11 protein-coding genes, 3 pseudogenes and 1 other annotated feature are annotated in these 15,293 nt (G+C 49.3%); of the genes and pseudogenes, 9 read left to right on the top strand and 5 right to left on the bottom strand.

What is annotated here, in order from left to right; genetic code table 11:
• Positions 1-11: 11 nt before the first annotated feature.
• From JCM2765_RS00665 to JCM2765_RS00645, 5 genes are all read right to left on the bottom strand, one after another.
• A complete protein-coding gene (locus JCM2765_RS00665) occupies positions 12-890 on the bottom strand; it encodes a shikimate dehydrogenase (RefSeq protein ID WP_054732534.1) in 879 nt (292 codons plus the stop codon).
• Between the two features lie 31 nt (positions 891-921).
• Complete coding sequence (locus JCM2765_RS00660) at positions 922-2,181, bottom strand: MFS transporter (RefSeq protein WP_054732533.1); 1,260 nt, start codon at positions 2,179-2,181, stop codon at positions 922-924.
• A gap of 232 nt (positions 2,182-2,413) precedes the next feature.
• Complete coding sequence (gene aroB / locus JCM2765_RS00655) at positions 2,414-3,469, bottom strand: 3-dehydroquinate synthase (RefSeq protein WP_054732530.1); 1,056 nt, start codon at positions 3,467-3,469, stop codon at positions 2,414-2,416.
• 4 nt (positions 3,470-3,473) lie between these two features.
• Positions 3,474-4,490, bottom strand: coding sequence for a 3-deoxy-7-phosphoheptulonate synthase (aroF, locus tag JCM2765_RS00650; RefSeq protein WP_054732527.1), 1,017 nt, complete (start codon positions 4,488-4,490; stop codon positions 3,474-3,476).
• A gap of 12 nt (positions 4,491-4,502) precedes the next feature.
• The gene (locus JCM2765_RS00645; RefSeq protein WP_054732523.1) at positions 4,503-5,384 is read right to left on the bottom strand and encodes a shikimate dehydrogenase; all 882 of its coding nucleotides are present in this window, start codon (positions 5,382-5,384) and stop codon (positions 4,503-4,505) included.
• Between the two features lie 647 nt (positions 5,385-6,031).
• Between JCM2765_RS00645 and JCM2765_RS00640 the strand changes: the two genes are divergently transcribed.
• The 9 genes and pseudogenes from JCM2765_RS00640 to trpA all read left to right on the top strand — a co-directional run bounded on the left by JCM2765_RS00640 (position 6,032) and on the right by trpA (position 15,227).
• Entirely contained in the window at positions 6,032-6,820 is a 789-nt protein-coding gene (locus JCM2765_RS00640) for a hypothetical protein (protein ID WP_054732519.1), read from the top strand.
• Positions 6,821-6,843: 23 nt separating this feature from the next.
• Positions 6,844-7,752, top strand: a complete 909-nt coding sequence (locus tag JCM2765_RS00635) for a hypothetical protein (protein WP_054732516.1) — start codon at positions 6,844-6,846, stop codon at positions 7,750-7,752.
• 153 nt (positions 7,753-7,905) lie between these two features.
• Positions 7,906-8,147: a binding site (T-box leader), on the top strand.
• A 127-nt stretch (positions 8,148-8,274) separates the two neighbouring features.
• On the top strand, positions 8,275-9,750 hold the full coding sequence (locus tag JCM2765_RS00630) for an anthranilate synthase component I family protein (RefSeq protein WP_054732513.1): 1,476 nt from the start codon (positions 8,275-8,277) through the stop codon (positions 9,748-9,750).
• Positions 9,734-10,333: an anthranilate synthase component II gene (locus JCM2765_RS00625; RefSeq protein WP_054732511.1), complete on the top strand. Its 600-nt coding sequence runs from the start codon at positions 9,734-9,736 to the stop codon at positions 10,331-10,333. Before JCM2765_RS00630 ends, JCM2765_RS00625 begins: the two co-directional genes overlap by 17 nt.
• A gap of 491 nt (positions 10,334-10,824) precedes the next feature.
• Positions 10,825-11,846, top strand: a pseudogene (gene trpD / locus JCM2765_RS00620) (anthranilate phosphoribosyltransferase).
• Positions 11,843-12,618 (top strand): annotated as a pseudogene (trpC, locus tag JCM2765_RS00615) (indole-3-glycerol phosphate synthase TrpC). Before trpD ends, trpC begins: the two co-directional pseudogenes overlap by 4 nt.
• A gap of 12 nt (positions 12,619-12,630) precedes the next feature.
• Positions 12,631-13,212, top strand: a complete 582-nt coding sequence (locus tag JCM2765_RS00610; RefSeq protein ID WP_054732509.1) for a phosphoribosylanthranilate isomerase — start codon at positions 12,631-12,633, stop codon at positions 13,210-13,212.
• Between the two features lie 29 nt (positions 13,213-13,241).
• Positions 13,242-14,456, top strand: coding sequence for a tryptophan synthase subunit beta (gene trpB, locus JCM2765_RS00605; protein WP_054732506.1), 1,215 nt, complete (start codon positions 13,242-13,244; stop codon positions 14,454-14,456).
• Positions 14,449-15,227 (top strand): annotated as a pseudogene (gene trpA, locus JCM2765_RS00600) (tryptophan synthase subunit alpha). Before trpB ends, trpA begins: the two are co-directional and overlap by 8 nt.
• Positions 15,228-15,293: the final 66 nt, after the last annotated feature.

The raw sequence follows: 15,293 nt of genomic DNA, 5'->3' as shown, positions 1-15,293 counted from the left end.
CGCCCCTTACCTTATTTGTCTTCGCTAAATAAAATGTCATGGATGTAGTCGACTGGCATATCTTCACCAGTCCACAACTTGAAGGCCGCAGCTCCCTGTTCAAGCATCATGCCCAAACCGTTGAAGACGTGGTCCACGTGACCGGCTTCAGCGACTTCCATCAGCTTCGTTGTCCGTGGCGCGTAAACCGTATCGTACACGATCAGGTCTTTACGGAACCAACTTGGGTCGCTGATCAGTGTTTGCCCTTCCAATGGGTTCATGCCGACGCTGGTTGAATCACAGTAGATGAAGGCGTCCGCCAATTGCGCCTTGAAGTCGTCTTGGTCTTCCAAATGGTGTAACGTGGCCTTACAATCGGTCTTTTCGTTAATGATATCAACGTTGCGTTGCGCATTTTCCAAGAACTCATCGTCCCGGTTGAAGATCGCCATTTCCTTAACACCGTCAAATGCCGCTTGGATGGCAATCGCCGTCCCCGCACCACCGGCACCGCTTAAGACCATCTTTTGGCCGCGAATGTTGAGGTTTTCATCATCTAAGGACTGCATGAAGCCAACCCCGTCAGTGGTGTAGCCAGTCAAAACGCCGTTGTCGTTCACAATGGTGTTAACTGCCCCAATCATTTCAGCCGTTGGGTCCAACTTATCCAAAAGTGGAATAACGGTTTGCTTGTTTGGCATCGAAATGTTAGAACCGCGCATGTCTAGCGCCCGGATCGAGTCGATTGCTTTAGGCAAGGTCTTATCGTCGACTTCGAAAGCTAAGTAGGCGTAGTTCAAGCCTAACTTTTCAAATGAATGGTTGTGCATGGTTGGTGACATGGAATGGCGAATGGGGTAAGCCATCAAGCCGATTAAAATGGTGTGTCCGTCTAATTGATTTAACATAAGTTTGCGCTCCTTGATGAATGTATTTGATTTAAGCAACTTCTTCTGTGACTGAGACGTGACTCTTCTTGAAGATCAGGATCACGCATAAACTGCAGACGATGCCGATGGCGGCGATAAACACGTCGAAACACATGATACTGTGAACACTGGTTTTAGAAAGTACCCCGGTCACGATTGGAATTGTGAAGGAGGATAAGGCACCGGCCATGTTGTAGATCCCAGTGATCCGGCCCTTGGCCTTTGGAAAGGCGATCCCCATGATGGTCATTCCCATCTGCATGACGCCACTTGCAGCGGAGGCGCCGATGACAAATGACCCAACTAACATGACGGGAAGAACCGGTGTGCTGGCCATTAATAATAGCGTGATGAATGAAATGGTGGTATCCAGCAACATGAACCAGGCTGGTTTAAGGACCCGTTCTACTAGGATGACCGTTAACAACACGCCGCTGATCGACCCGATACTGTAGATACTAACGAGTAACCGCGCGTGTGTCATGTCCAAGTTCACAACGTCTTTGCCGTACTGGGTCAACCATTGACTAATGAGGTAGAAGGTCGACATTGAAACGTAGCCGAAGATGGTGAGCACGATGCCCAACGCCCACTGACTACCGGTTAATGGTTGCTTAGGTTCAGCTGGGTTAGCCGCAGCCGCTTCGACCGGCGTTTGACCAGCTTGCTTAGCGGCTAATTTAGCGGCCCGTTTTGCTTTGTGGGCGGCCATATCAGGAAATTCGCGATTCCATAGGAAGATAAAGTTAGCTGCTAACAGGACGGCACAAACTGAGAATGACCAACCGTACCACAGGTCAAAGTGTTCCAAACTAGCAACGAAGATCGGTAAAATCAGTTCGCCAACTGACACGAAGGCCTTGATCAAAATGTTGGCAGATGCTTGCTTGCGGGGGAACAATTCCATCAATGCGGGATAAGTCCCGGTATCTAAGAATGAGTTGGCCATGCCAGCTAAGATGCCGAAGAAGTATGCTTCATACATATTCTTCGAAATTAAGATCCCCACGAAAAACAGGGCGTATGTAACGACGCCGATTTTAACCATAAAGCGCCGACCCATGCGGTCTGAAATTTCACCGCCGAGATATAACACAATTAACCGACCAATTCCTAATGACGAGATGACGTAAGCAACGCCAGCGTCGCCAACGTGCCATTCTTTACCTAATACGATCATGTTCTGCGCCAGAATCACAATGGCCATTCCGTGAACCAAGTAGTTCAGGTACAGACAAATCGCTGTTTTCATTCGTTCCGCATGGGACATTTTGATCACCTACACTTTTCTAATTGGTTTGCCGTAACGCACAAAAATTCTGAGCGTCCTTTATCTCAGAATCTTCGTGCTTTGAACTCATCTGACCAACCGTCATTCCCGTAACGGTCGGTCGTTAACGCTACATTCCCGGGCAGCGTTAACGGGTGTTGCCATGACTGACAGTTGTCAGCCCTCATTTTTGATTAACACTTAACTTACTCGGCATCACGAGTTGGTAACTTTAAAAACGATGCAATCTCTCACTTGGCACCGACGTAATTTCAGGTTCGCCAATGGCCTTAAGTGACACAAGGTTCAAATGCCCGTGGCGGTTCTTCTTATCGTTCTTAACCTTGTCCAATACTTTAGTAGAGGTTAACAACGGTGAGGTGGTTGGTAAGCCAACCGCCTCGGAACGCGCCTTGATTTGGGCGGTAATGCCCGCTTCGGCTCGACCAGCATCTTCAAAGATTTGCATCAACGCAATCATCCCGATGCTGACGGCTTCACCATGTCGTAACCCGCCATCAGCTAACGCTTCAACCGCGTGACCAATGGTATGGCCGAAGTTTAGCAGTTGACGTTGACCGCTTTCGGTTTCATCTGCCATGACCACGTTGGCCTTGTACTGGATCGACCGAGCACTGAGCTCAGGCGAATGCGCCATGATGTCGGCAGGTGAATTGATCGTTTCGATCAGTTGCCAGAATTCACCACCTTTCAAAGCTGCCGTCTTCACGATTTCACCGTACCCTTCAACGAGATCCCGTTGGGTCAACGTTTTCAGGGTATCTGGATCGACGATAACGAGGTCTGGTTCGTAAAATACCCCGATGATGTTCTTGATGGTATCTAGATCAACGGCCGTTTTGCCGCCCACCGAACTGTCAACTTGTGCCAGTAATGATGTGGGGATCTGAATGAGGCTGATACCACGCATGTAACTTGCTGCTAGGAAGCCAGCTAAGTCACCAGTTACGCCACCACCTAAGGCAATCACGCCATCATCGCGGTTAAAGGCATCCTTGGCCATCTCACGCGCCAAATCAGCTAACACCGTCAGTGATTTGGACGCTTCACCAGCCGGAAAGTCGTAACAGTGAACGGTGAAGCCAGCCTCAGTCAACGAGGTGGCTACCCGCTCTTGATACAACGGTGCGACGTTGTCGTCACTCACTAACGCGATTTTACGTGGTGACCACTGTTCAGCTACTAGCGTTCCGACTTGAGCTAACAAGCCGCGGTCGATTTTAACTTGGTACTGTTTTTCGGGTAACGTCACCGAAATTTCTGTCATGTGATTAACGCCCCGCTTCCGCTTGTTCAGTCTTCATGCCCGTCAACAATTCCCGAATGGCCAAGGCCTTTTCTGCCATATCGGCGTATTCGTTAGGCTTCAAGGCTTGAGGACCATCTGAGAAGGCGTGTTTTGGATCATCGTGAATTTCAACCACTAAGCCTGATGCACCAGCAGCGGTTCCGGCTAAGGCCAATGGGGTAACGAATTCCGTGTGACCAGCGGCGTGACTTGGGTCGATGATCACTGGGTAGTGGGTCAACTTTTGCATCACTGGCACGATGCTAACATCCATAGTGTTACGCGTGTACTTGTTATCAAACGTCCGGATACCCCGTTCGGCAATCATGATGTTGTGGTTGCCACCAGCGGCGATGTATTCCGTTGCGTTCAACACGTCATCGATCGTAGCGGACATCCCACGCTTCAACATCACTGGAATGTTGGTCTTGCCAACGGCTTTCAACAGTGAGAAGTTTTGCATGTTACGCGCGCCAATTTGGAAGATGTCGGTGTACTTAGCGACCATCTTGACGTGTTCGTCGTCCATGACTTCGGTGAGGACGTCCATGCCGTATTTGTCAGCGGCTTGACGGAGGTATTTCAACCCATCTTCACCCAATCCTTGGAAGGAGTATGGTGAGGTCCGTGGCTTGAAGGCGCCACCCCGGAGGATCGTGGCACCGCTGGCTTTAGCCACAGCGGCCATCTTGGTGACGTGTTCCAATGATTCAACGGAACATGGCCCCGCCATCAAGGTGAAGTGGTCCCCACCGATCACGCTGTGTGCCGTCCGGATCACCGTGTCTTCTGGGTGGAATTGACGACTGCCTTGAACAGCGGCTGGCACGTCTTCAATGATTTCGTCAGCGGCGGCTAATTCAACGTCGTTTAAGTCGTCACGCGTGATGCCTTGAACAGCAACCCGGTTATGGTGAACAAAGATATCATGGGTGCCTTCGAAGTGGTTCTTCAGTTCTGCAATGGTGGTGTTATCAGTTGGTTTAAGTACAATAATCATATTTCTCATCCTCTATTCTTTAATTTGGGTTTTGGTTTCATTTTCTAAATACTGGTGAACAACTTGCTTCACTTGACTAACTGGCATCCGTTGGCCGGTCCAGCGGGTCAACGCCCCCGCTGCTTGATGGACCAACATGCCGATACCATTGGTGGTTTGACACCCTTGCGCTTGTGCTTGCCTTAAAAACGGGGTTTCAAGTGGGGCATAAATCACATCCGCAACAACTTGGCCGTGGTGGAGTTGCCGCATGGCCGATGAACTCAGTGGTAATCGTTCATCAGCACCCATGCCGACGTTGGTCGTGTTCACAACCACATCCGCTTGGGCGATTCGCCGATTCATCTCGGTCTCGTTTTCATAGGACTGAACCGTGATACGAGATGACCAACTCGTTAACCGATGTTGGATGGCATCGAACGTTGCGTTAGACCGTTTAAACACGGTAACCGTTGCGCCCGCAGTCGCACAGGCTTCAATGATGGCTCTGCCGGCACCGCCAGCACCGAGCACCACGACTTGCTGATTGGTAACCGTCACCCCTTCATCTCGTAACGCGTTCAGGAACCCTTCGCCATCCGTACTGTCACCAACGAGGTGGCCGTCCCGGTTGATCACCGTATTTACGGCTTTTAACTGTTTCGCAACCGGCGTGAGTTCATCGAGATACGGGATAATACTTTCCTTGTAGGGCATCGAGACGTTGATCCCCGTAATGATGTTCGCCCGCATCGCTCGAATCACATCTTCTAAGTGATCTGGTTCAATTTCGGCCGCCAGGTAAACGCTATTGATGTGAAGCGCTTGGAAGCTAGTGTTGTGAATCAGCGGTGATAAACTGTGCTTCGCTGGATTCGCAATGAATTCGTATAAACTTGTGTGTCCGTCAAACAATCCGTAGCCTCCTTAGTCGCTCAAAATCTATCGTCGTGATACTGGCCATAAAAAATCCCGCAGTGTGATTAACACTGCGGGAAGTTAAAAGTTCAACTCATTAACAACGGTCCAAATATTTTGGCCGTGCCACACAGTGTTTTTGAAACTTAGCTGTGTGACCGGCATTTATCATGCTGAAAAACTATTGGCCGCACAGATTGTGGATGGGTGTCCGCAACCTGTGAGGGTGTGAACACTACTTTAGCCAATAGTAACTAAATCGATTTAATTGTCGGTTTAATGCTTTCAAATTCAGATTCATGATAAGGACTCCTAAAACTTTATTAGATTTTGATTGTCTCTGACTTTAAACTATTAGAATTCATCTGTCAACCACTAATCAAATTTTAATTTTACAAAAGTGCGCTTAATCCCTTGTGCGCCAAGGGATTCAAAATCATAGAATTTTTTTAATTTTTTATAGAGATTGTCTATCTAAGCGACTCTCATCATCGTTTTATCAGTTTCACATTATTCAATCGCGGCTTCACGTTACCCTTGGTACTCATCACTCAAAGTTACCGCTACCATTCCGCACTAGCGTTGCCTCTGAAACTTTTGTACTATTAGGTTAATTGAATCATAACGAAAGCTAGGTGACTCTTATGGATCTGGATCGAGTTTCATCCCTTCAACGCGTGCCGATGCCCCAAACGATGCACCGGACCTTCGAATCAACTGCCGTCATCGGGGAATACATTACCAATATGAAAGACGTTCAGCGTCATCAAGAATACGAAGACAATGATGCCCTTTTAAAGCATGCTCAAAAGCTGGCAGCTTCTACCCACCACTTTGGGACTCGTACAATCGTGTTAACCAATACGGATCAAGTCATTGAACGGCCCGGGTTAACCGTCACTAAAGTCCCGCTATTCACCGGTTACAACCAGCTAACCCTCTATTTTTATCGTTGGGAAATGGCGTTCACTTTTCTCAAACAACATCCAGAAATCGAAAAGGTCTTCTTCGTTGACTTAACTGATGTTCAAATGCGCAACTATCCGTTTGATCACCTTCAACCTGGTAAACTCTACTTTGGGGATGAACTTTCCGACCTATCCGCTGATATCATTCAAGCCCACGCCACCCTAGCCACCACCAAAACCTTCTTCGCCGAAAATAAAACCCTTCAGGTTCTTAATCCAGGCGTCGTTGGTGGTTATCGGGACGTTGTGATGGCCTTTTTAGGTAGTTTAACCGTCCACATTGCTAATGCCGAAGCAACTGACCAACTGGCTCACCAGCCTAACACCATCGGTAACTTAGAAATGGCACTGGTTAATTACGTTGCCTATCACGATTTCAGCGATTGTCTCGTTCACGGTCGGCTGGTCGCATCCCGACTGGCCTTTCACGAACCATCAACAACCGCTTGGTTTCAACATAAATAGCGTCAGATTGGAGGTTATTTGATTTGAAAACTAATGATTTTAAACAACTCATCATTCATAAACGTTGGCGATTAGAGGCCAAAACCAATTTCTGGAAGAGTATCGCAATGGGTCACGATGGCGGGGAATTGATCTTAATTTTTCGTTCCGATGGCGGCTTTGATTTTCCAACGAATATGAAATTCAACCCTCAGTTTACCCAGTGGGCGTTTGACGAACAACGTCAGGTACTTGAGCTCAGCGATGACGCCGGGAAAGTTTACATGACGTTTACGCCACCCGAAATCGTGGACCGCGACCAGTATCTTTACATTACCGACCGTTCCCAACGGCTGGTTAATTTCACCTATATTGATCCCATTTTTGACTTACCGCTTGCCCCCGCACCACTATATGATCGACCACGCCACACCTACTCCGGCACCAGTCCGTTCATCCTTCAACTAGGCAGCCAACCAGAACTAGCTACCAATGCTGCCGATTGGGGACTCACCGTCAAACAACTCACCCCAAGCAACGATTCCCTCACTACTTGGCAACACGTTTACCAATTCCTGCTCGACCAATTCAACCTCCAACAAGTCGCCATCATCAGTGGCAATCATCAACTCCAAGCGTATCCATTTGAAGACTGTCAGCCAAACACGCTGTATCTCCTGGATAAGCCTGAACTAACGCCGATTATTCTAACCGATGGTCAATCAACTGAGGTTCAAGTGCTTGATCCTAGCGTCTTGATTGGCTCTCGATTCCTACTGCTTGAACTCCTCAGCAACGTTATCGTTCGCGCGGATCACCAGCGAATCACTTTGGATCGCGAACTGACGGAGGCTGAGCTGTTAACCTGCTTTAACCAAGCAATTTATCAAGATTTTAGTAGTCGGACTTGGCATGGTCAGCTTATTCGAGACTGGGTCAACTCAACTAACTAGCGTTCTAGCGATTTGCTTTAAGCATGAATTTCACTAATTTTTAAAATTTTTTTCTTCTACAAGACGTCCCAAAACTGGTCGCTGTCTCTGTAACAACCTGCTTGACAAGTTTTCCCCATCCGGGTATTCTAAGCACCAATTAAATACCGTCCATAAAAACCGATGATGTGGAGATCAAGATTGTTGTGCACGTAAAGAGAGTCGTCGTTGCTGAGAGTACGACCGAACGCAGGCAGTTAAATGGACCACAGAGGGTTTCCCTGAAACAAGTAGGGGAAAACGTGTTGGCATACGTCAGTTGCCGGAAGTGTGAACACGCACTTCGCTAAGGGTGACGGGAATCTTCCCGTCAAAGTAAGGTGGCACCGCGGAATAAAAAACTATCCGTCCTTATAACAAAGCAGTCATTGCGTTGTTATGGGCGGATAGTTTTTTAGTTCAAGGGGGAAATTCACATGTTTAACCGATGGTAACGCAATCACTAAATCGCATTTGACCCACAAACTATACGAGGTGATTGATATGACAATTGAAACATTAACACAACAAAGTAAAGGCTACCCAGCCGTTCCCGTAACCCTTCAGTTCGAGATGACTGATTTTGATCCCGTCACCATTTTTAACGCGTTGAAAGCTGCTAACGAACCCGGCTTTCTCCTAACCGGTAAACCCAAGGAAACTGAAGATGGCTACACCTTCATCGGCCTGGCACCAAAACAAACCTACACCTACCGCGACCACGTGTTGACCCAAACCGATCAAAACGGTAATGAAACGGTAACAGACGCTGAACTCAAACCCATCTTGGAGGACATTCTCGCTAAGCACCGGACGCCCCGACTGCCCGAACTCCCGCCATTTACCGGTGGCTTGATTGGTTACTTCAGTTACGACTACGCCAAATACGCTACAACAGCGCTCAAGCAAGCCGTTACCGACCCAATGGGCCTCGATGACGCTGACTTACTACTCGTTGACCGGGTAATTGCCTACAACCACAAGCGCCACGAAGTTACCCTCAGCCAAATTGTGGCAACCGAAGACCTCGCTAACGTTTACGATGACACCATGGCCGCCCTCAAACGGCTTCAAACGCTCATCACAACGTTGACCCCAAAGTCGTTGCCACATTTCGCACTAACTGCCCCATTCCACTTTCAATTTAGCCTGAGTGAATTTTCCGAAAAAGTCGCTAAGGCCCAACAACACATTGTGGACGGTGACATTTTCCAACTGATTTTCTCCAATCCGCAACAAGCAACCATGAGCGGATCATTGCTGGGTGCGGCGCCAACGCTGTTCCATGACAGTCCATCGCCTTACCAGTTCTACTTCCACCACCGTGACTTTGAAACCCTAGGTGCTTCACCCGAAACGCTGATCACGAAGCGCGGCGAAACCCTCTTCACTTACCCACTAGCCGGGACTCGACGTCGGGGCAAGACACCCGAAGAAGACGCTAAGTTTGCGCACGAACTGCAGACCAGCGAAAAGGAAAAGTCGGAACACAACATGTTGATCGACCTTGGCCGTAATGACCTCGGGATGGTCAGCAAGTTCGGTTCCGTGAACGTCACGAAGACCCGCAACTTACTCAAATTCGTCAACGTCATGCACCTCGGTTCCACCGTTGAAAGTACAGCCAATCCGAAAGCCTCCGCAATCGACGTTGTAAACGCCGTTTTACCAGCCGGCACGCTCTCAGGCGCACCCAAGATTTCCGCCATGCAGATCATTAGCCAACTGGAAAACCGCAAACGTGGCGTCTACGGTGGCTGCCTCGGGTACCTCGACTTCAGTGGTGATCTGGACCTCTGCATCGGCATCCGTCTCACCTACCGCAAGGGCGACCACATCGTCGTCCACTCCGGTGCCGGTATCGTTGCCGACAGTGTTGCCAAATACGAATATCAAGAATTCAACAACAAAGCGCGCGCCGTGGTAAACGCCATTAACACCGCTGATCAAGGAGGAGTCGCCCATGCTTTATCTAATTGATAATTACGATAGTTTCACTTACAACCTGTACCAACTGATCGGTAACTTGAGTGAGGAACCCATCACCGTCGTCAAAAACGATGAACTGACTGCTGACGAACTACTGGCTAAGCACCCGAGTGGCATCATCCTCTCCCCTGGTCCTGGTCGTCCAGAAAATGCAGGTAATATGCCAGCGATTTTAGATGCCTTCTTAGGCAAAGTCCCAATTTTAGGCGTCTGCCTTGGCCACCAAGCTATCGGCGAAGCTTATGGCGCAAAGGTGATCCACGCGCCACAACTGATGCACGGCAAGCCATCCCTGATGACGCGTCAAACACCAACCACCCTGTTTGCGAACTGCCCTAATCAGTTTGAAGCTGCCCGTTATCACTCATTGGTAATCGATCCAGAAACCATGCCTGCCAACTTAGCCATCACCGCCACTGCGGACGATGGCACGATTCAGGGAATCGCCGATGAAGCCAATCAAGTCTACGGCGTCCAATTCCATCCCGAATCCATCATGACTGATGGTGCAGTTGGTGCCCAGATCATTAAAAATTATTTGGCTAAAATCCGCGCAACATCAACGATTAACTAACTAGACCATTAAAAAGTTTGAGGAAAAGTGTTGACAATACTCTCATAAAGCTTTAATCTAGTGCCAATCAAATAAATTCGTCCATATAAACCTATGATGTGGAGATCAAGATTGTTGTGCACGTAAAGAGAGTCGTCGTTGCTGAGAGTACGACCGAACGCAGGCAGTTAAATGGACCACAGAGGGTTCCCCTGAAAGACCGATTGAGTACGGGGAAACGTACAGACATACGTCAGTTGTCGGAGATGTGAATACGCATCTCGCTAAGGGTGATGCGAGGGAGCAGTCCCTGCATCAAATTAAGGTGGCACCGCGGAATTAATATCCGTCCTTAACAAAGCGCATATTGCGTGATTGTTATGGGCGGATTTTTCTATTCCAAGGGAGATCTTAAATTATGACAAACAACATTCGATGGCAAAACCAGTTAGCAGCATCTCAATTACCGACACCCACATACAACCAACTAACTGGAGGAATTACCCATGACTATGACTATTGAAACTGCAATCGCTAAAGTAGCAGACCGGACCGACTTAACTTTCGCTGAAATGAACGACGTGATGAACGCCATCATGGAAGGCAAAGCCACTGACATTCAAATCTCAAGTTTACTCACTGCCTTGACCGTGAAGCACGAAACGGTTGCCGAAATTGCCGGCGCCGCTGACGCCATGCGCGACCATGCTTTAACCTTTAAGGCCGGCGAACCGGTGCTTGAAATCGTTGGGACTGGTGGTGACCATGCCAACTCATTCAACATTTCAACCACGTCTTCATTGGTCGTTGCCGCTGCTGGCACCCCAGTTGCAAAGCACGGTAACCGGGCCGCTTCTTCAAAGAGTGGTGCCGCTGATGTTCTTGAAGCCTTAGGTGTTAACATCAACGTTACCCCAGAAACCAGCGAAGCCATTCTTAACCAAATCGGTATCTGCTTCTTATTCGCGCAAGAGTATCACCAAGCCATGCGCTTCGTTGCCCCAGTTCGTAAGACCTTGGGTATCCGGACGATTTTCAACGTCTTAGGCCCTTTGGCCAATCCAGCCCACGCCGGCATGCAACTCTTGGGCGTTTACGATGACGCCCTACTTGAACCAATGGCGCACGTGTTACACGAATTAGGCGTTAAAAATGCCTTGGTCATTCACGGTACCGACGGCTTAGATGAAGCTTCCATCTCAGCGCCAACCAAAGTCGTTGAAGTTCGCGGCGATGACTTCAAGAGTTACGAAATCACGCCAGAACAATTTGGTTTAACCCGGGCTGCTAAAGCCGACATCGTTGGTGGCACCCCTGCTGACAATGCTCAAATCACCCGCGATATCTTAGCTGGTAAGAAGGGCCCTAAGCGCGACATCGTGCTCTTAAACGCCGGCTTAGCCTCTACACCGCTCATCCAGAACTCTCCATTGAAGCCGCCGTTCAACAAGCTGCTGACATGATCGATAGTGGTAAGGCGCAAACGAAATTAAACGAATTAATTGCTTTAACGAAGGGAGACCAAGTTGCATGATTTTAGATGATCTCGTGGCAGCGACCCAGCGCCGCTTAACAACTGAACAAGCAGCCGTCCCATTGGCTGAAATGGTAAAGCGGGCTGATAACGTCCCTACCAAGATCCGCAACAGGTCTACGACCGCTTCACCGCTCCTGGCATTCACCTGATTGGCGAAGTTAAAAAGGCGTCTCCGTCTAAAGGATTGATTGCCGCTGACTTTCCCTACTTGGATATCGCGAAGGATTACGATCAAAACGGCGTTAGTGCCATTTCAGTTTTGACCGAACCCGACTACTTTAAGGGCGACATTCACTATTTGCAAGAAATCGCGAGTGAAGTCAGCGTGCCGGTCCTCCGCAAGGATTTCGTCATCGATCCTTACATGCTGTACCAAGCTAAAGCTGCCGGTGCCAGCATCGTGTTACTGATCGTGGCGATTCTAAGCGAGCAACAATTGAACGATTACTTGAAACTCGCTCACCAACTTGGATTAGCCGCCATCGTGGAAGCCCACGATGAGGATGAAATCAAAACGGCCATCGCTGTCGGTGCCAAGATGATCGGCGTCAACAACCGCAACCTCAAGAACTTTACCGTTGCCTTAGACAACAGTGAACGGTTACGCCAACTGGTTCCTGAAAACATCGCCTTCATCGCTGAAAGCGGCATTCACACCCGGGCAGACGTTCAGGTCTTAGAAGCCAACCACGTCAACGGTATCCTGATTGGTGAAGCCTTAATGACGGCCCCTGATAAAGCCGCCAAAATCAAAGAATTACTCGGATAGGAGCGTGATGAGATGACGCAAATCAAAATCTGCGGGTTGATGCGTGAGCAAGATACCCAAGTTATTAATGAAGCGAAACCGGATTTTGCAGGCTTCGTATTTGCCAAAAGTCGGCGTCAACTCTCACTTGCGACCGCCTTACACTTTCGCGAATTAATTGATCCAACGATCCCAACCGCGGGGGTGTTCGTGGATGAGCCACTAGAGAATATGTTGCACATCTTCAACAGCGGTGCCATCTCGATCGTGCAACTGCACGGCCACGAATCCGAAGCAACGGTTCAAACGTTAAAGGACGCTGGCGCAACGGTGTTTCAAGTCTTTAAACCAAACGCACCGATCACGCCAACCGCTGCCGACTACGTGATGTTAGACAGCGGCAACGGTTCCGGGATCACCCTCGACTGGTCCCGGGTACCACAAGCGTCCCACCCCTTTATCTTGGCCGGTGGCTTAACGCCAGCTAACGTGGCCGAGGCCATCAACGTTGTTCACCCCGATGTCGTCGACGTGTCCAGCGGCGTTGAAACCGATGGGCAAAAGGACCCCGCCAAGATTCGGGCGATCGTTAAAACCGCCCATGCAACCCACTAATTTGTATTTATATTGAAAGGAAGTTTCTCATGACCGAAACCAATTTGAACCTTAACGAAAACACCTCTGGCCGCTACGGCGAATACGGGGGCCAATACATTCCTGAAACTTTGATGAACGAACTTGACCGGATGGCCAAAGCTTACGACCACTACAAGAACGACCCTGAGTTCAAAACTGAACTCCACGACCTTTTGGTGGACTATGCTAACCGCCCATCATTACTGTACTACGCTGAACGGATGACCAAGGACCTTGGCGGCGCTCAAATCTACCTCAAACGAGAAGACTTGAACCACACCGGGGCCCACAAGATCAACAACGTTATCGGCCAAGCTTTATTGGCTAAGCACATGGGTAAAACCCGTTTGATCGCCGAAACTGGCGCTGGCCAACACGGGGTCGCAACTGCCACCATCGCCGCTTACTTTGGTATGGAATGTGAAGTCTTCATGGGTAAGGAAGACACCGACCGTCAAAAGTTGAACGTTTACCGGATGGAACTATTGGGCGCTAAGGTGCACCCCGTTACCAGCGGTTCAATGGTGTTGAAGGATGCCATCAACGCGGCACTCCAAGACTGGACTAAACGCGTGGACGACACGTTCTACTGCATGGGTTCCGCAACTGGTCCTCACCCATACCCATTGATGGTTCGCGATTTCCAAAGCATCATCAGCCAAGAATCAAAAGCTCAATTGCAGGAAAAAACCGGTCAATTGCCTGACATGGTCGTTGCCTGTGTCGGTGGTGGGTCAAACGCCATCGGTTCCTTCGCCAACTACATCGACGACCCAAGTGTTCAACTTGTTGGCGCCGAAGCTGCTGGGAAGGGTGTTGAAACCAACTTGACCGCTGCCACCGTTGAACGTGGTTCTGACGGTATTTTCCACGGTATGAAGTCGATGTTCCTGCAAAACAAGACCGGTCAAATCAACCCCGTTTACTCCATTTCAGCCGGGTTGGACTACCCAGGTGTTGGTCCAGAACACGCCTACTTAGCTAAGACTGGCCGCGCCCAATATGTCGGCATCACCGATGATGAAGCCGTCGCTGCATTTGAATACATCGCTAAAACCGAAGGGATCGTCGCCGCAATCGAAAGTTGTCACGCCGTTGCCTACGTTCAAAAGATTGCACCAAAGATGCGTAAGGATCAAATCATTGTCTGCACCCTCTCCGGCCGTGGGGACAAGGACGTTGCCTCAATCGCCAAATACAAGGGAGTCGATATTGATGAGTAATTTAAAAGCCGTTTTCGCAAACCAAAAAGCCTTCATTCCATTCGTTGTCGCTAACGATCCTGACTTCGACAGCACGGTCAACAACGTGGTCGCCCTCGCCAAGGGTGGCGCCGACATCGTTGAACTAGGTCTGCCATTCTCAGATCCAGTCGCCGATGGTCCAGTTATCCAAGCTGCTGACATCCGTGCGTTAAAGGCTGATCCAGACTTACCAATGGATACCTTGTTTGATATCGTAGTCAAAATCCGGAAACAAACCGACGTGCCATTGGCCTTCTTGACCTACTTAAACGTCGTCTTCCAATACGGCTACGAAGCCTTCACTGCTCGCTGTGACGAACTCGACATCCGCGGTTTGGTCATTCCTGACATGCCATACGAAGAACGTGGTGAAATCGTGCCATTCGCTGAAAAGCACAACATCGATTTGATTCCCCTGATCACCCCAACTTCAGCTGACCGAATCGAAAAAATCGCCAAGGCCGCTACCGGCTTTATCTACGTGGTTTCTTCCCTCGGCGTTACCGGCGAACGGAGTGAATTCGCCAAGGACTTGGGTTCCCTAATTGACCGCATCAAGCCGTCACCGACGTCCCAACCGCGATTGGCTTCGGGATCCACACCCCAGAACAAGCTGCCGAAATGACCAGCATCGCTGACGGTGCCATCGTCGGTTCTGCCTGCGTCAACATCGTGGCGGAAAATGGTGCGGATGCACCCGCTAAGTTAACTGAATATGCACAACAGATGAAAGCTGCGATTACGAAGTAGCTGATTGTTGAAACCGCCATTCGCTTTCCGTTAAGGAAGCGAATGGCGGTTTTTTTACTGTCGTTT

Origin of the sequence: Secundilactobacillus similis DSM 23365 = JCM 2765 (assembly GCF_001311075.1) — a bacterium.
Lineage (GTDB): Bacteria > Bacillota > Bacilli > Lactobacillales > Lactobacillaceae > Secundilactobacillus > Secundilactobacillus similis.
This window is presented reverse-complemented; position numbering and strand designations above follow the sequence as displayed.